Annotated in this window: 16 protein-coding genes; 6 read left to right on the top strand and 10 right to left on the bottom strand. The window is 60.9% G+C overall.

Annotation, left to right across the window (positions count from 1 at the left end):
• Nucleotides 1-42 precede the first annotated feature (42 nt).
• The 4 genes from A7D21_RS08510 (at nucleotide 43) to A7D21_RS08495 (ending at nucleotide 3,602) form a co-directional block, all read left to right on the top strand.
• On the top strand, nucleotides 43-381 hold the full coding sequence (locus A7D21_RS08510) for a YbaB/EbfC family nucleoid-associated protein (RefSeq protein ID WP_010563853.1): 339 nt from the start codon (nucleotides 43-45) through the stop codon (nucleotides 379-381).
• 180 nt (nucleotides 382-561) lie between these two features.
• Nucleotides 562-1,596, top strand: a complete 1,035-nt coding sequence (locus A7D21_RS08505) for an NADP-dependent oxidoreductase (RefSeq protein WP_053257438.1) — start codon at nucleotides 562-564, stop codon at nucleotides 1,594-1,596.
• Between the two features lie 66 nt (nucleotides 1,597-1,662).
• Nucleotides 1,663-2,265, top strand: a complete 603-nt coding sequence (gene recR / locus A7D21_RS08500; RefSeq protein ID WP_053257437.1) for a recombination mediator RecR — start codon at nucleotides 1,663-1,665, stop codon at nucleotides 2,263-2,265.
• A gap of 188 nt (nucleotides 2,266-2,453) precedes the next feature.
• Nucleotides 2,454-3,602: an acyl-CoA dehydrogenase family protein gene (locus tag A7D21_RS08495; protein ID WP_069551474.1), complete on the top strand. Its 1,149-nt coding sequence runs from the start codon at nucleotides 2,454-2,456 to the stop codon at nucleotides 3,600-3,602.
• Between the two features lie 102 nt (nucleotides 3,603-3,704).
• Here the strand turns inward: A7D21_RS08495 and A7D21_RS08490 are convergent, their stop codons facing one another.
• Nucleotides 3,705-4,253 carry an adenine phosphoribosyltransferase gene (locus A7D21_RS08490; protein ID WP_053257435.1) on the bottom strand — a complete coding sequence of 183 codons (549 nt, stop codon included), beginning with the start codon at nucleotides 4,251-4,253 and terminating at the stop codon, nucleotides 3,705-3,707.
• An 81-nt stretch (nucleotides 4,254-4,334) separates the two neighbouring features.
• Complete coding sequence (gene fnr, locus A7D21_RS08485; RefSeq protein WP_003219044.1) at nucleotides 4,335-5,069, bottom strand: fumarate/nitrate reduction transcriptional regulator Fnr; 735 nt, start codon at nucleotides 5,067-5,069, stop codon at nucleotides 4,335-4,337.
• A 152-nt stretch (nucleotides 5,070-5,221) separates the two neighbouring features.
• On the opposite strand from fnr, the gene A7D21_RS08480 reads away from it, so the two are divergent.
• The gene (locus A7D21_RS08480; RefSeq protein ID WP_069551473.1) at nucleotides 5,222-5,707 is read left to right on the top strand and encodes a hypothetical protein; all 486 of its coding nucleotides are present in this window, start codon (nucleotides 5,222-5,224) and stop codon (nucleotides 5,705-5,707) included.
• A gap of 6 nt (nucleotides 5,708-5,713) precedes the next feature.
• Here the strand turns inward: A7D21_RS08480 and hemN are convergent, their stop codons facing one another.
• From hemN to ccoG, 6 genes are all read right to left on the bottom strand, one after another.
• On the bottom strand, nucleotides 5,714-7,096 hold the full coding sequence (hemN, locus tag A7D21_RS08475) for an oxygen-independent coproporphyrinogen III oxidase (protein WP_069551472.1): 1,383 nt from the start codon (nucleotides 7,094-7,096) through the stop codon (nucleotides 5,714-5,716).
• Between the two features lie 103 nt (nucleotides 7,097-7,199).
• Nucleotides 7,200-7,883 (bottom strand): sulfite exporter TauE/SafE family protein, encoded by a 684-nt coding sequence (locus A7D21_RS08470; RefSeq protein WP_069551471.1) that lies wholly within the window; start codon nucleotides 7,881-7,883, stop codon nucleotides 7,200-7,202.
• A complete protein-coding gene (gene ccoS / locus A7D21_RS08465) occupies nucleotides 7,876-8,094 on the bottom strand; it encodes a cbb3-type cytochrome oxidase assembly protein CcoS (RefSeq protein ID WP_069551470.1) in 219 nt (72 codons plus the stop codon). Before ccoS ends, A7D21_RS08470 begins: the two co-directional genes overlap by 8 nt.
• 22 nt (nucleotides 8,095-8,116) lie before the next feature.
• Nucleotides 8,117-10,567, bottom strand: coding sequence for a heavy metal translocating P-type ATPase (locus A7D21_RS08460; protein WP_069551469.1), 2,451 nt, complete (start codon nucleotides 10,565-10,567; stop codon nucleotides 8,117-8,119).
• Nucleotides 10,568-10,682: 115 nt separating this feature from the next.
• The gene (locus tag A7D21_RS08455) at nucleotides 10,683-11,222 is read right to left on the bottom strand and encodes a FixH family protein (protein WP_053257429.1); all 540 of its coding nucleotides are present in this window, start codon (nucleotides 11,220-11,222) and stop codon (nucleotides 10,683-10,685) included.
• A gap of 31 nt (nucleotides 11,223-11,253) precedes the next feature.
• Nucleotides 11,254-12,669 (bottom strand): cytochrome c oxidase accessory protein CcoG, encoded by a 1,416-nt coding sequence (gene ccoG, locus A7D21_RS08450; RefSeq protein ID WP_053257428.1) that lies wholly within the window; start codon nucleotides 12,667-12,669, stop codon nucleotides 11,254-11,256.
• A gap of 414 nt (nucleotides 12,670-13,083) precedes the next feature.
• On the opposite strand from ccoG, the gene A7D21_RS08445 reads away from it, so the two are divergent.
• Nucleotides 13,084-13,500 (top strand): hypothetical protein, encoded by a 417-nt coding sequence (locus A7D21_RS08445; RefSeq protein WP_139372146.1) that lies wholly within the window; start codon nucleotides 13,084-13,086, stop codon nucleotides 13,498-13,500.
• 94 nt (nucleotides 13,501-13,594) lie between these two features.
• Here the strand turns inward: A7D21_RS08445 and ccoP are convergent, their stop codons facing one another.
• Together ccoP and A7D21_RS08435 are read right to left on the bottom strand one after the other, a co-directional pair.
• Nucleotides 13,595-14,572 carry a cytochrome-c oxidase, cbb3-type subunit III gene (gene ccoP / locus A7D21_RS08440; protein ID WP_069551468.1) on the bottom strand — a complete coding sequence of 326 codons (978 nt, stop codon included), beginning with the start codon at nucleotides 14,570-14,572 and terminating at the stop codon, nucleotides 13,595-13,597.
• Nucleotides 14,569-14,754, bottom strand: a complete 186-nt coding sequence (locus tag A7D21_RS08435) for a CcoQ/FixQ family Cbb3-type cytochrome c oxidase assembly chaperone (RefSeq protein ID WP_003193169.1) — start codon at nucleotides 14,752-14,754, stop codon at nucleotides 14,569-14,571. Before A7D21_RS08435 ends, ccoP begins: the two co-directional genes overlap by 4 nt.
• Nucleotide 14,755: the final 1 nt, after the last annotated feature.

Raw genomic sequence — 14,755 nt, 5'->3', positions numbered from 1 at the left:
ACCGGGCTACTTATTGATCCACGTACTTTTGAGGTGATTCCCATGATGAAAGGTGGCATGGCCGGCCTGATGAAGCAGGCGCAGCAGATGCAGGAAAAGATGGCCAAGATGCAGGAAGAACTGGCCAACGCCGAAGTCACCGGTAAAGCCGGTGGCGATATGGTCAGCGTGGTGATGACCGGTCGTCACGACATCAAGCGCGTGAGCATTGACCCAAGCGTGTTGCCCGGTGCCAGTGAAGATGACCTGGAAATGCTTGAAGCGCTGTTCGCGGCGGCCGTCAACGACGCCGTGCGCAAGATCGAAGCCAACAGCCAGGACAAAATGTCTGGCGTGACCGCCGGCATGCAACTGCCGCCGGGCATGAAGCTGCCGTTCTGATCGGTGAGCTTTTGCTTTAATAAAAATGCCAGGCATCGCGCCTGGCATTTTTGTTTGTGCGGTAATCGTCCGCTGGGCAGTCACGTCATGCCACGAGGACGCACTGCGTTCAATCTGAACCCTGAAGCGCCTTACAGGGTCTGCACCCTATACCGATGAATTCGATAAAGGAGTTCCCTGATGTCTGAAGAACCGATTCTGAACCAGCGCGTCGTGCTGGTCTCGCGCCCTCAAGGCGCACCGACCCCGGAAAATTTCCGCTTGGAACGCGTGACCTTGCCCGAGTTGGCGGACGGCCAGGTGCTATTGAAAACCCTGTACCTGTCCCTCGATCCCTATATGCGCGGCCGCATGAGTGACGCACCTTCCTACGCGGCTCCGGTTGAAATCGACGAGGTTATGACCGGTGGCGCTGTCAGCCGTATCGAGCAATCGCGTAACCCGAAATTCGAAGTGGGTGACCTGGTCGTCGGCTCCACCGGCTGGCAGAGCCACAGCGTTTCCGACGGACGTAACCTGATCCCGGTGCCCAAGGGCCTGGCGAGCCCGTCGATGGCGCTGGGTGTGCTGGGCATGCCGGGGATGACTGCGTACATGGGGCTGATGGATATCGGGCAGCCCAAGGCGGGGGAAACCCTGGTGGTGGCGGCTGCCTCCGGCGCCGTCGGTTCGGTGGTGGGCCAGGTGGCCAAGCTCAAGGGCTTGCGAGTGGTGGGCATCGCCGGTGGCGCGGACAAATGCCGCTACGTGGTGGACGAGCTGGGTTTTGACGCGTGCATCGATCACAAGAGCGCCGATTTTGCCAACGAGCTGGCCCTGGCCTGCGCCAACGGCGTGGACATTTACTTTGAAAACGTCGGCGGCAAGGTGTTCGATGCGGTGCTGCCGTTGCTCAACCCCAAAGCGCGGATTCCCCTGTGCGGCTTGATCGCCGGCTACAACGCCCATGAAGCGCCGAGCGGTCCCGACCGTCTGCCGGCGCTGCAACGCACCTTGCTGACCAAGCGCGTGCGCATCCAGGGCTTTATCGTGTTCGACGACTACGGTGATCGCCAGCCTGAATTCCTCAGCGCCATGGCGCCGTGGGTGCGCGATGGCAAGATCAAGTTCCGCGAAGACGTGGTCGAGGGCCTGGAGCAGGCGCCTGAAGCCTTTATCGGTTTGCTTGAGGGGCGCAACTTCGGCAAGTTGGTGGTGCGCGTCGCACAGGATTGACCATTTGACGCTAATCCGGGGCGCGGGTATAAACCGCGTCTCGTTGTTTTGTCGGACCATTGCCCCATGAGCTTCAGCCCTCTGATTCGCCAACTGATCGACGCCCTGCGTACCTTGCCGGGTGTGGGTCAGAAAACCGCCCAGCGTATGGCGCTGCAACTGCTGGAGCGGGATCGCAGCGGCGGCACGCGCTTGGCCCAGGCCTTGAGCCAGGCCATGACCGGCGTGGGCCACTGCCGCCAGTGCCGCACCCTCACCGAAGAAGAACTCTGCCCGCAATGTGCCGACCCGCGCCGCGACGACACGTTGCTGTGCGTGGTAGAGGGGCCGATGGATGTGTATGCGGTAGAGCAGACCGGCTATCGCGGGCGCTACTTTGTGCTTAAAGGGCACCTCTCGCCGTTGGACGGCCTGGGGCCGGAAGCCATCGGCATTCCGCAACTGGTGGCACGCATTCAAGAGCAGGGCACCTTTACCGAGGTGATCCTGGCGACCAACCCAACGGTGGAAGGTGAGGCGACCGCGCATTACATCGCCCAGCTGTTGAGCAACAAAGGGCTGGTGACGTCGCGTATCGCCCACGGCGTGCCGCTGGGGGGTGAGCTGGAATTGGTCGATGGCGGCACGTTGGCGCATTCGTTTGCAGGTCGCAAACCGATCGCCCTTTAACGCTAGTCACCGTTCAAAATGTGCGAGCGGGCGTGCTCGCGAATGTGGGGTTTCAGTCAGCAGATGTATTGACTGAACCCGCGCATTCGCGAGCAAGCCCGCTCCCACACTGTTTTGTGTGAGCTTGATCGCTTGATAACCAAGCAAGCGCTTGGTAAGTTCGTTCCACCTCAGCGTGGAGCTTACCGATGTCTGCCTATCAGGACTACTTCGACCCCAGCCACCAATTGGTCCGCGACAGCGTGCGCCGTTTTGTCGAGCGCGAGATGTTGCCGGGCATCGAGCAATGGGAGGAGGCGGAAAGCTTTCCTCGCGAGCTGTACCGCAAGGCCGGCGTTGCGGGGATTCTGGGTATCGGTTACGCGGAGAGTCTGGGCGGCAGTCACGAAGGTGATCTGTTTGCCAAGGTCGCTGCCAGCGAAGAGTTGATGCGCTGTGGTTCCGGTGGGGTCGTTGCAGGGCTGGGTTCGCTGGATATCGGCCTGCCGCCCGTCGTCAAATGGGCGCGGCCCGAAGTGCGTGACCGCGTCGCGCCCCAGGTGTTGGCCGGCGAAAAGATCATCGCCCTGGCCGTTACCGAGCCTGGCGGTGGCTCCGATGTGGCCAACCTGCAAACCCGCGCGATCCGTGATGGCGAGCATTACCGGGTGAGCGGCAGCAAAACCTTTATCACCAGCGGCAACCGTGCCGACTTCTACACCGTGGCCGTCCGCACAGGCGGGCCGGGCTTTGGCGGTATCAGCTTAGTGCTCATCGAAAAAGGTACGCCGGGCTTCACGGTCGGTCAGCCGTTGAAGAAAATGGGTTGGTGGGCGTCGGACACGGCGGAGTTGTTCTTTGACGATTGCCACGTGCCTGTGGGCAACCTGATCGGCGTCGAGAACATGGGCTTTGCCTGCATCATGGGCAACTTCCAAAGTGAGCGCCTGGCCCTGGCGTTGATGGCCAATATGACCGCGCAACTGGCGCTGGAGGAAAGCCTCAAATGGGCCGCCCAGCGCGAAGCCTTTGGCAAACCCATCGGCAAATTCCAGGTGCTCAAGCATCGGCTGGCCGAGATGGCGACGGCGGTGGAAGTGTCGCGGGAATTCACGTATCGCCAGGCAGCAAAAATGGCCGCAGGCATGAGTGTGATCAAGGAAATTTCCATGGCCAAGAACCTGGCCACCGACACTGCCGATCGCGTCACTTACGACGCCGTGCAGATCCTTGGCGGCCAAGGCTACATGCGCGGCAGCCTGGTGGAGCGGCTGTATCGCGACAACCGCATCCTGTCCATCGGCGGCGGCACCCGCGAAGTGATGAATGAAATCATCAGCAAGCAGATGGGGTTGTGACGGGGTTCACGGGCTCCATCGCGGGCAGGCCCGGCCCCCACAGGTGAGCGCATTCGGATGGGGGAGCGGGCTTGCCAGCGATGAGGCTGGTTCCGGCAATGCTTAACGTTCGGTCAATGCAAACTGGGTCAGGCAAAACGTCGGAATGCCCATGTCTTGCAAACGCTGCGAGCCACCCAGCTCGGGCAAATCAATGATCGCCGCCGCTTCAAAAATCTTCGCGCCCATGCGCCGCACCAGGTTGGCGGCAGCGATCAAGGTACCGCCGGTGGCGATCAGGTCATCGAACATCAGCACCGAGTCGCCTTCACACAGGCTGTCGGCGTGCACTTCGAGGAAGGCTTCGCCGTATTCGGTCTGGTAACCCTCGGCCAGCACGTCGGCCGGCAGCTTGCCCTGCTTGCGGAACAGGATCAGCGGTTTGTTCAGTTGGTAGGCGATGATCGAACCGATCAGAAAGCCGCGCGCATCCATCGCGCCGATGTGGGTAAAGTCGGCCTCGACATAACGCTGGGCAAAGCTGTCCGCCACCAGGCGCAGGGCCCTGGGCGATTGGAACAGGGGCGTGATGTCACGAAATATCACCCCAGGCTTGGGGAAATCGATGACAGGGCGAATCAGGGATTTGATGTCGAACGAATCGAAGGTCATCGTCGAAGAGTCCTGAGGGCTGAAAACGGACTCGAAGTATACCTGCGGCCTCGCCGATTGGCGCGGCCGCAAGCCTTTGCATCAACCGTCCAGCGAACCACCGGCCAGCGCGCACAACTGGATGGGGTCGAGAATGTGCACTTCCTTGCCTTCGGCGGCAATCAATTCGTTCTGCTGAAAACGCGTGAACACTCGGGACACGGTTTCTACCGCGAGGCCCAGGTAATTGCCGATTTCATTGCGCGACATGCTCAGGCGGAACTGATTGGCCGAGAACCCACGGGCGCGGAAACGTGCCGACAAGTTGACCAGGAAGGTGGCGATACGCTCGTCGGCGGTTTTTTTCGACAGCAGCAACATCATCTGTTGATCGTCACGAATCTCTCGGCTCATCACACGCATCAACTGGCGACGCAACTGCGGCAGTTGCAGGGCCAATTCATCCAGGCGTTCGAAGGGGATTTCGCACACCGACGTCGTCTCCAGTGCCTGGGCTGACACGGGGTGAATCTCGGTGTCCATGCCGGACAGCCCGACCAGTTCGCTGGGCAGGTGGAAACCGGTGATCTGCTCTTCGCCGCCGTCGCTCAGGCTGAACGTCTTCAACGCTCCGGAACGTACTGCATAAACGGAATCGAATTTGTCGCCTTGGCGAAACAGGAACTCGCCTTTTTTCAGCGGGCGACCACGTTTAACGATTTCGTCCAGCGCTTCCATGTCTTCCAAATTCAATGAAAGTGGCAGGCAGAGGGGCGCCAGGCTGCAATCCTTGCAGTGAGCCTGACTGTGAGCGCGCAGCTTGACTGGCTCGGACATTTCTTAAATCCTTGTGAGAAAACACACATAAGACGTAAGGGTAACGCACTGAGGGGAGTGAGGCCAGTCTGTACAAAAAAGCAGCAACGGTATAAAGGATTATGTATCAGTGCCGATACATGAAGGTATCTCCATGAGCCGGAGCTCAGATCATGTCAGTCAGTTCGATCCAGAACCCGAATATCAACGTGGCAGCGGTATCGGTATGGAAGGCCGCCGATGCGGCAAAAGATAAAGACGCCACCACCAAGGCGCCAACCGAAGCCAAGAATGTTCAACCCACGCCCACCGAAGGTGTGAAGGTGGTCATTTCCGGTGCGGGGATGGGCGCATCGAAGGCCGAGCAATCGCCCAACAGCGATATCGACAACAGCAGCTTGAGCGATAGCGTCAAGCAGTTGTTGAAAATGATCCGCGAACTGAAAAAGCAGCTCGCCGAAAAAATGGCTGAACTCTCGGCTGCCATGTCTGACACCGCCCTGAGCCCCGAGGCACAGCAGGCCAAGGTGGCCAGATTGCAGGGCGATGTGGCGACCCTACAAGCCGCCTTGGTAACGACCCAGACGCAGTTGGGCAAAACCCTGAAGAACGAGCCGCCAGCCGCTCAGTTGGAAGCCATGAGCCTGGCGATGAAGTAGCGGCGCTTAGATCACCCGCGAAAACCGTTGCCTGTTCTGGTGCTCCAGGTAGGCATCGAACACCATGCACACCGAGCGTACTAACAAACGCCCGGCGGGCAGTACGCGAATGCCCTGGGCATCGAGTTCAATCAGGCCGTCTGCGGCCATCGTCTCCAACTGCGGCCAGAGCTCGTCGAAATAACCGCGAAAGTCGATGTTGAACGCTTGTTCGATCAGCTCGAAGCCCAGGCTGAAATTGCAGATCAACTGCTGAATCACCTCCCGCCGCAAGCGATCATCCGTGGTGCAGACCAGGCCACGGCTGGTCGCCAGCTGCCCGCCGGCCAGCGCGCTCTGGTAGTGGTTGAGGTCGCTGCTGTTCTGGCAGTACAGGTCACCGATCTGGCTGATTGCCGAGACACCCAACCCAATCAAGTCGCAATGCCCGTGGGTGGTATAGCCCTGGAAATTGCGTTGCAGCCTGCCTTCTTCCTGGGCGATGGCCAGTTCGTCATCGGGCAGGGCAAAGTGGTCCATGCCGATGTAGCGATAGCCCGCCTGGGTCAACTGCTCGATGGTGGTTTGCAGCATCAGCAGTTTTTCTGCCGGGGAGGGCAAGTCGTCGGCGTTGATCCGCCGCTGTGGCATAAAACGCTCCGGCAGGTGCGCATAGTTGAATACCGACAGGCGATCCGGTTGCAGGTTGATCACTTCTTCGACGGTACGCGCAAAATTCAGCGGCGACTGCTTGGGCAGGCCGTAGATCAGGTCGACGTTGATCGAGCGAAACTGCAGGGTGCGTGCCGCATCAATCACTGCGCGGGTTTCTTCCAGACTTTGCAAGCGGTTGACCGCCCTTTGTACCTCGGGGTCGAGGTCTTGCAGGCCGATGCTCACGCGGTTGAAGCCCAGTTCACGCAGCAACCCCATGGTCGCCCAGTCGGCTTCACGCGGGTCAATCTCGATGCCGTAATCACCGGAGTCATCATCGAGCAAATTGAAATGCTGGCGCAGGCTTGTCATGACCTGGCGCAGTTCGTCGTGGCTGAGAAACGTCGGCGTGCCGCCGCCAAAGTGCAACTGCTCCACCGGCTGTTTCGGGTCGAGGTGGCAGGCCACCAACTGGATTTCCTGCTCCAGGCGTTGCAGATAGGCCTGGGCGCGGCCGCGGTCCTTGGTGATGACCTTGTTGCATGCGCAGTAGTAGCAAATGTTCGCGCAGAACGGCACATGCACATACAGCGACAAGGGGCGCACGGCCTTGCGGCTGTCGCGCAGGGCGTGGAGCAGGTCGAAGGTGCCGACCTGGCTGTCGAATTGTACGGCGGTGGGGTAGGACGTGTAGCGCGGCCCCGCCAAGTCGTAACGGTGAATCAGATCTGTGTCCCAACGAATGGCGTCGAGCATGCGGGCGGTCCCCCGAATAGGCTAGTGGACCGAGTCTAGGGGCATGGCCGCAATGGCATGTTGACTTGTATCAACGGGGAGCGGCGCTATGCCACATGGGCGTTTAGTGGCCCATCAACCAGTGCTGATGCGGACCGGGCAGCGTCCAGATACCGAAGACCATCACCAGTAAACCACCGGCCACACGCACGCTGCGTTTGCGCAGCAACGCCGTGACACGTTCGGCCGCCAGCCCGGTGGCCAGCAACACCGGCCAAGTGCCCAGCCCGAAAGCCAGCATCAGCCATGCACTGTCCAGCGCATTACCCTGGCTCGCGGCCCACAGCAGGGTGCTGTAGACCAACCCGCACGGCAACCAGCCCCATAGCGCGCCCAGCAGCAAAGCGCGCGGCAGGCTGGACACCGGCAGCAAACGGTTGGCGACGGGTTGCAGGTAGCGCCACAGACCACGCCCGAGGCTTTCGATACGGGTGAGGCCGCTCCACCAGCCGGCCAGGTACAAGCCCATGCTGATCAGCAGCAACCCGGCCAGCACACGCAAGAACATCGCCGCCGGGCTGTTGGCCACCGCCCAGCCGGCCAGGCCAATCAATAACCCGGCGGTGGCGTAGCTGAGCACTCTGCCGAGGTTGTACGCCAGCAGCAGGCGAAAGCGGCGGCTGCGTTGCTCCTTTGGAATGGCCAGGGTCAGCGCGCCCATCAGCCCGCCGCACATGCCCAGGCAGTGGCCGCCGCCGAGCAGGCCGAGGATCAGCGCGGAGACCAGCAACGGTGCCAGTTCAAGCATGGGGGGGGGCTTTTGGCGCGGGCGGTTGCTCGGGCCCGTTGGCTTCGTCCACGGCGGCCAGGTGGTTCGGGTCCTGGTCGTCGAACAGCACGCTGTGGGCCGGGCCGTCGAGGTCGTCGTACTGGCCGCTGTCCACCGCCCAGAAGAAGATGTAAATGGCCACGCCGACTAACAGCAGCGCCGCTGGAATCATCACGTATAGAGCTGGCATCTGCACTCCATGCCTGTGCGGCTCAAGCCGGCAGCGGGCGGGTTACTAAGGCGGCGCTTGCAGCCGGCGCGCTCGGCAGGCGAGTCAGGCGCAAGGCGTTGAGCACCACAGTCAACGAACTGAGGGACATGCCGATCGCCGCCCAGATTGGAGTGATCCAGCCGAGGGCGGCAAACGGCAGCATAAGGCCATTGTACAGCCCGGCCCACCACAGGTTTTCGATGATTACCCGGCGCGTGCGCCGCGCGAGACTAAACGCTTGCACCAGCGCGTCGAGGCGGTTGGACAGCAACACAGCATCGGCGCTGGTTTTCGCCAGGTCTGTGGCCGAGCCCATCGCCACACTGATATCGGCGGCGGCCAACACGGGCACATCATTGACGCCATCGCCGAGCATCAGCACCTTGCGGCCTTGCTGGTGCAGCTGTTGCAGCACCTGCAGTTTGTCGTCAGGGCGCAGGCCGCCATGGGCTTCGTCGATGCCCAGCTCCAGGGCGACACTGGCGACCATCGGCGAGCTGTCGCCCGACAGCAGCAGCGTGCGCCAGCCCCACGCCTTGCACGCGGCCAGCAGGGCTGGCGCGTCGCTGCGCAGGCGGTCATCCAGCACGAACCAGGCAAGTGCGCCACGACGGTCGCCCAGCAGCAGCCATTGGCCGGCCTCATCCGGCGACTCGGGAATTTGGCAGCCACTCAGTTCGCAGACAAAACCAGGCTGGCCGATGCGCAACTGGCGTTCGCCTACGCGACCTTCCAGGCCGAGCCCCGGGGAGCTGAGGACTTCATCGGCGGCCAGCGGCGCTCGGCCGAACGCCCGGGCAATCGGGTGTTCGGAGCGGTTTTCCAGGGCGGCGGCGAGGCTCAGGCATTCATCACTGTTCAGTGCGCTCAAGGGGCGGATCGCGCGTAACGCCAAGCGGCCTTCGGTCAGCGTACCGGTCTTGTCGAAAATCACCGTGTCGATTTGATTCAAGCCTTCCAGCACATGGCCACGGGTCAACAGCAAGCCGAGTGTGTGCAGCGTGCCGGTGGCGGCGGTGAGGGCGGTCGGTGTGGCCAGTGACAGCGCGCACGGGCAGGTCGCCACCAGCATCGCCAGCACGATCCAAAATGCCCGCGAGGCATCCAGCTCCCACCACACCAGGCCGATCAATACGGCGGCAATCAGCGAACACAACAGGAACCACTGTGCGGCCCGGTCGGCGATTTGTGCCAGGCGCGGTTTCTCGGCCTGGGCGCGTTCCAGCAGGCGCACGATGGCGGACAGGCGCGTGTCATGGCCCAGGGCACGGACTTCGACGGTGAGTGCGCCTTCGACGTTGAGCGTACCGGCGGTGACTGCATCACCGCTGTGCCGAGGCTGTGGCAGGTACTCACCGGTGAGCAGGGATTCATCAATACTGGATTGGCCGTCAAGAATCACCCCGTCCGCTGGCAGTACCGCGCCGGGATGCACCAGCACCCGGTCGCCCAACGCCAGCTCACTGAGCAGGATGCGCTCGCTTTGGCCGTCAGCGTTGAGGCGCAGGCAAGAGGCGGGCAACAGGTTGACCAATTGCGCGGTGGCGGCGGCCGTGCGTTCCCGCGCCCGGCGCTCAAGGTAGCGGCCGGCCAGCAGGAACAGCGCGAACATGCCCACCGCGTCGAAATACAACTCGCCGACGCCGGTGATGGCCGTCCAAATGCCCGCGAAATACGCGCCGCCAATGGCCAGGGATACCGACACATCCATGGTCAGGTGGCGCGTGCGCAGGTCGCGCAGTGCACCTTTGAAAAATGGCGCGCAGCTGTAGAACACAATGGGGGTGGTCAGAAACATCGCCACCCAGCGCAGGATCACGTGCAGCTCCGGGCTCAGGTCGATATTGAATTCCGGCCAGGTGGCCATGGTCGCCATCATCGCCTGGAACCACAGCAACCCCGCCACGCCCAGTTGGCGCAAGGCCAGGCGGTTTTCGCCGGCCAGTTGCTCGGCGGCACGGTCAGCCTGGTAAGGATGGGCGGCATAGCCGATATGACGCAGCTCAGCGAGCAGTTGGCTCAACGGCAATTGCCCGTCGGCCCAGCGCACTTGCAGGCGATGGTTGGACAGGTTCAGGCGTGCCTCGGCCACTGCGGGCAGGCTGCGCAGGTGTTTCTCGATCAGCCAGCCGCAGGCGGCGCAACTGATGCCTTCCATCAGCAGAGTGGTTTCGGCGAGCTCGCCATCGTGGCGCACAAAGGGTTTTTGCACATCGGCACGGTCGTACAGCGCCAGCTCGTCCACCAGTTGCACCGGCAGCGCCTCAGGGTTTGCCGAGGCTTCGCTGCGGTGCTGGTAATAACTTTCCAGGCCGCCGGCCACAATGGCTTCGGCCACCGCCTGGCAGCCCGGGCAGCACAGTTCGCGACGTTCGCCGAGGATCACGGCGGTAAACCGGCTACCGGCAGGGACGGGCAGGGCACAGTGGTAGCAGGGAATTGGGCTGGTCATGAGTTGGATCTTTGGTGGCGGGGTGGGCCTCATCACGGGCCAGCCCGGCTCCTGCACAGGATCATGGTGTCCTTGTGGGAGCAGGCTGGCCCGCGATGCGCGACGCGCAGGTTGCTTACTTGTCCAAGTCTTCTGCACCTTGCAACGGCTCGTCACCCAACAGCAAGTCCTTATCGTGGCTGACCTGTTCTTCTTCAAACAGGCGCCAGGTCTTGTCGCCTTCCACACCGAGCAGTTCCACGAAGCGTCGGCCTTCGACCTTGTCGGTCACCTGGCCGACGTAGCGGCCGGGCTCGCTGTCGCTGCGGGTCAGGTTGATCTTGCGGTCCTTCTCCGGCTGGGTCGGGGAAATCAGGTTCAGCTCCAGGGTATTCGGGTTGCTGTTGCCGCTGAGGTGCAACTCGACTTCGCCGGTCAACTCGTCCAGGTGCACGTTGGCGCGCAGTTGCAGGGTTTGGGCCAGCAGTTCGCGGTCAAGGGAACGGTTGATCCCCTTGCCGGCTTCGTAGTAGTTGTCGTTAACCAGGTTGTCCGGGTTTTTCACCGCAATGGTCACCATGGACAAGGTCAGGGTCACCGAGCAGGTCAGGATACCAATGATGATCCAGGGCCAAAGGTGCTTGTACCAGGGGCTTGCGGCAGTAGCGACGGGCATTGTTGTGCTCTCTAGTTAGCGAACTGGGTGGTTAACGCACTTGTGGGCCGATGAATCGGCTCTTGGCTTCGATGTGGACGCTGTCGTCATCGGCATCCCTGAGGATGAATTTCACCTCGTTGGTACTCGACGGCAGTTGCTCCGGCGCGCTGGACAACTCCACCGGCATGCTGAAGATTTCCCCGGCCGCAACCTTGATTTCGCGTCGGCCTTGCAGCTTGAGGTCCGGCAGGCCCGAGGCGTCGAGCACGTAGGTGTGGTCGCGCTGGTCCTTGTTCATGATTTTCAGGCTGTAGACGTTTTCGATGCGCCCTTCAGCGTTTTCCCGGTACAGCACGCGGTCCTTGCTGACGTCGAACCCCACCAGCGAGCGCATGAAAAATGCGCCGGCCAACAGGCTGATCATTGCCAGCAACACCAGGGCATACCCGATCAGGCGCGGGCGCAATTTATGGGTTTTCTGACCGGACAGGTTGTGCTCGGTGGTGTAGCTGATCAGGCCGCGCGGGTAGTCCATCTTGTCCATGATGTTGTCGCAGGCGTCGATACAGGCAGCGCAGCCGATGCACTCGATTTGCAGGCCGTCGCGAATGTCGATACCGGTGGGGCACACCTGCACGCACATGGTGCAGTCGATGCAATCGCCCAGGCCCTCGGCCTGGTAGTCGCTGCCCTTTTTGCGCGGGCCACGCACTTCGCCACGGCGCGGGTCGTAGGACACGATCAGGGTGTCTTTGTCGAACATCACGCTCTGGAAGCGCGCGTACGGGCACATGTAGATACACACCTGTTCGCGCAGCCAGCCGGCATTGCCATAGGTGGCGAGGGTGAAGAAACCGACCCAGAAATACGACCAGCCATCGGCCTGGCCGGTGAAGAAATCAAACACCAGTTCGCGGATCGGCGAGAAGTAGCCGACGAAGGTCATGCCGGTGACAAAACCGATCAACAACCAGAGCGTGTGCTTGCTGAGTTTGCGCAGGAATTTGTTGGCGCCCATCGGCGCTTTGTCCAGTTTGATGCGCTGGTTACGGTCGCCTTCGGTGACCTTTTCGCACCACATGAAGATCCACGTCCACACGCTTTGCGGGCAGGTATACCCACACCAGATGCGCCCGGCGTACACGGTGATAAAGAACAGGCCAAAGGCCGCAACGATGAGAATGCCCGAGAGCAGGATGAAATCCTGAGGCCAGAAGGTCGCGCCAAAAATGAAGAATTTACGCTCCGGCAGGTTCCACCAAACGGCCTGGTGCCCCCCCCAATTCAGCCACACGGTGCCGAAGTAGAGCAGGAACAAACCGGCACCGCCGAGCATGCGCAAATTGCGGAACAGGCCGGTGAAGGCGCGGGTGTAGATTTTCTCTCGCGACGCATAGAGGTCGACCGTGTTGCTGGCGTTTTTGGCAGGCGGGGTAACGTCGTGTACCGGTATTTGGTTGCTCATCATTGCATCCCACGGCGGTGGAGATTTGCCTCGGCCAGTACGTGCCAGCCGGGGTCAAAAATAGGGTCTTGCAGTGGCGTAATGATACGCCCCTGATGCTGCTCAACGGGTGCGACCTTTGGTCGCGTTGGGGGAAATCAATGGATGGTATATGTGATCTGGATCAATTGACTTGGCAAGTATGGACGTTTTTTGCCGGTAGGCAGGTCATTCATCCCATGGATTAATCAGTGAGGCGCCGCAGGACTGAACATCTGTCTCATCCAGTACAGGGCGGCCCGGCCAGATGTGTCGCGGCGCGATGTAATGCGTAAGTCCGTATGTGATAGCGGAACTGAGGCGATGAAGTAGAGCACTCATGCGTCACCCACTACCTGTGTTGGGAGTGGGATTGTTTACTAATGAGATGAAAACTTGAATATTTCTTCGACGCTTGCAACTTATAACGCCTCAGCACCTTCGCCTGTAGACTCCAATTTTGCACGTGCAACGCTGCGAGAGATGTCTGATCTGTACGCCAGCATGGACAGGTATGAGTTGGGCAAGCTTTTGGGTAACGAATTTGACCGATTGGAGGATCCTGAAAACAGGGGGTTTTTGACGGTAGAATTTTTGGGATACATCGCCATGGGTATGGCTGGAAACAAATTTACCTCGTCGGACCAAGTGCTCGCTTTGGAAGTGCTCAAGCGTGGCGGTTTCACGGCGTCCCTGGATCTGGATGACAAAGGCGAGCGCAACGGTAAGTTTGACCGGCAGGACATCCGTGCCTACATGGACGCAATGTTGAGGGAACATGAGGTAACAACGGCTGGCGCGGACGCTCGATAAATCGTCTATGGCCGCTGAGTGAGGGTGCCAGACCCTCACCATACAAAAAGCCCTGCGGATTCAACATTGGCAGGGCTTTTGTGATTTTAACGTGTCACTTTGGATCGGCTGGCTTATCCCCATGAGACAAGCTGTAAACATACGCCGCCAGCAAGTGCACCTTGTCATTCCCCTGCAACAACTCCTGCGCAGGCATCTGGCCCTGACGGCCATAACGAATGGTTTGCTGCAGTTGCGCAAAACTCGAACCGTAGATGAATGCACCCGGGTGGGTCAGGTCCGGCGCGCCCATCGCTGGGGTGCCTTTACCGGCAGGGCCGTGGCAGGCCACGCAGTTGGCGGCGAAGAGTTTCGCGCCGTTGGTCACGTCGGCCTTGGCACCTTCCGGCAGTTTGCGGCCGTCGAGGTTGGTCACCACAAAACCCGCCACGTCGGCCACGCCTTGCTCGCCGATGACTTCGGCCCAGGCCGGCATCACCGCATGGCGGCCTTTCATGATGGTTTCCTTGATGGTGGCCGGCTCACCGCCCCAGCGCCAGTCGGCATCGGTCAGGTTAGGGAAGCCGTAGGCGCCCTTGGCGTCGGAACCGTGGCATACCGAACAGTTGGAGGCGAACAGGCGGCCACCCATCTTCAAGGCTTGCGGGTCTTTGGCCACGTCTTCAATCGGCATTGAGGCAAACTTGGCGAAGATCGGCCCGAACTTGGCGTCCGATTTGGCCATTTCCTTTTCCCATTCATGCACGCCGGTCCAGCCGGTCTGGCCATTGGCGAACGGGGTTTGCTTGTCGTTGTCGAGGTAGTTGTAGCCCGGCAGCAGGCCCTTCCAGTTGCCCAGACCGGGGTACAGCGCCAGGTAGCCAAGGGCGAAGATGATGGTGCCGACGAACAGCATGAACCACCATTTCGGCAACGGGTTGTCGTACTCCTCAATGCCGTCGAACGAGTGACCGACGGTCTCGTCCGTTTGTTCGGCGCGCTGCCCCCTGCGGGTCGACAGCAGCAGCCAGGTCAGGGCGAAAATGGTACCCAGACTGAGGACTGTGACGTACAGACTCCAGAACGTAGTCATTCTTTGTTACTCCTAGAAGCTTGCTCGACGTGCTTGATGGCTTCGGGATCATCTGCAAAGGGCAGCATGGTCGCGTCGTCAAACTCCGACTTGCGCCGCGGGCTGAACACCCACAATGCCAGGCCGATGAAGGCCACCATCACGACAACGGTGCCCAGGCCTCGAATCATCCCGATATCCATG

The sequence above is a fragment of the Pseudomonas sp. AP19 genome (genome assembly GCF_001728855.1).
Taxonomy (GTDB): domain Bacteria; phylum Pseudomonadota; class Gammaproteobacteria; order Pseudomonadales; family Pseudomonadaceae; genus Aquipseudomonas; species Aquipseudomonas fluorescens.
This window is presented reverse-complemented; position numbering and strand designations above follow the sequence as displayed.

Coding starts and splice junctions, on each gene's coding strand:
- A7D21_RS08505 (WP_053257438.1), top strand. CDS start 562: ATGTCTGAAGAACCGATTCTGAACCAGCGCGTCGTGCTGGTCTCGCGC.
- ccoG (WP_053257428.1), bottom strand. CDS start 12,669: ATGAGCAACCAAATACCGGTACACGACGTTACCCCGCCTGCCAAAAAC.
- hemN (WP_069551472.1), bottom strand. CDS start 7,096: ATGCTCGACGCCATTCGTTGGGACACAGATCTGATTCACCGTTACGAC.
- A7D21_RS08455 (WP_053257429.1), bottom strand. CDS start 11,222: ATGCCCGTCGCTACTGCCGCAAGCCCCTGGTACAAGCACCTTTGGCCC.
- A7D21_RS08470 (WP_069551471.1), bottom strand. CDS start 7,883: ATGCTTGAACTGGCACCGTTGCTGGTCTCCGCGCTGATCCTCGGCCTG.
- A7D21_RS08460 (WP_069551469.1), bottom strand. CDS start 10,567: ATGACCAGCCCAATTCCCTGCTACCACTGTGCCCTGCCCGTCCCTGCC.
- ccoP (WP_069551468.1), bottom strand. CDS start 14,572: ATGACTACGTTCTGGAGTCTGTACGTCACAGTCCTCAGTCTGGGTACC.
- A7D21_RS08490 (WP_053257435.1), bottom strand. CDS start 4,253: ATGACCTTCGATTCGTTCGACATCAAATCCCTGATTCGCCCTGTCATC.
- A7D21_RS08495 (WP_069551474.1), top strand. CDS start 2,454: ATGTCTGCCTATCAGGACTACTTCGACCCCAGCCACCAATTGGTCCGC.
- A7D21_RS08510 (WP_010563853.1), top strand. CDS start 43: ATGATGAAAGGTGGCATGGCCGGCCTGATGAAGCAGGCGCAGCAGATG.
- recR (WP_053257437.1), top strand. CDS start 1,663: ATGAGCTTCAGCCCTCTGATTCGCCAACTGATCGACGCCCTGCGTACC.
- A7D21_RS08480 (WP_069551473.1), top strand. CDS start 5,222: ATGTCAGTCAGTTCGATCCAGAACCCGAATATCAACGTGGCAGCGGTA.
- A7D21_RS08435 (WP_003193169.1), bottom strand. CDS start 14,754: ATGGATATCGGGATGATTCGAGGCCTGGGCACCGTTGTCGTGATGGTG.
- ccoS (WP_069551470.1), bottom strand. CDS start 8,094: ATGCCAGCTCTATACGTGATGATTCCAGCGGCGCTGCTGTTAGTCGGC.
- fnr (WP_003219044.1), bottom strand. CDS start 5,069: ATGTCCGAGCCAGTCAAGCTGCGCGCTCACAGTCAGGCTCACTGCAAG.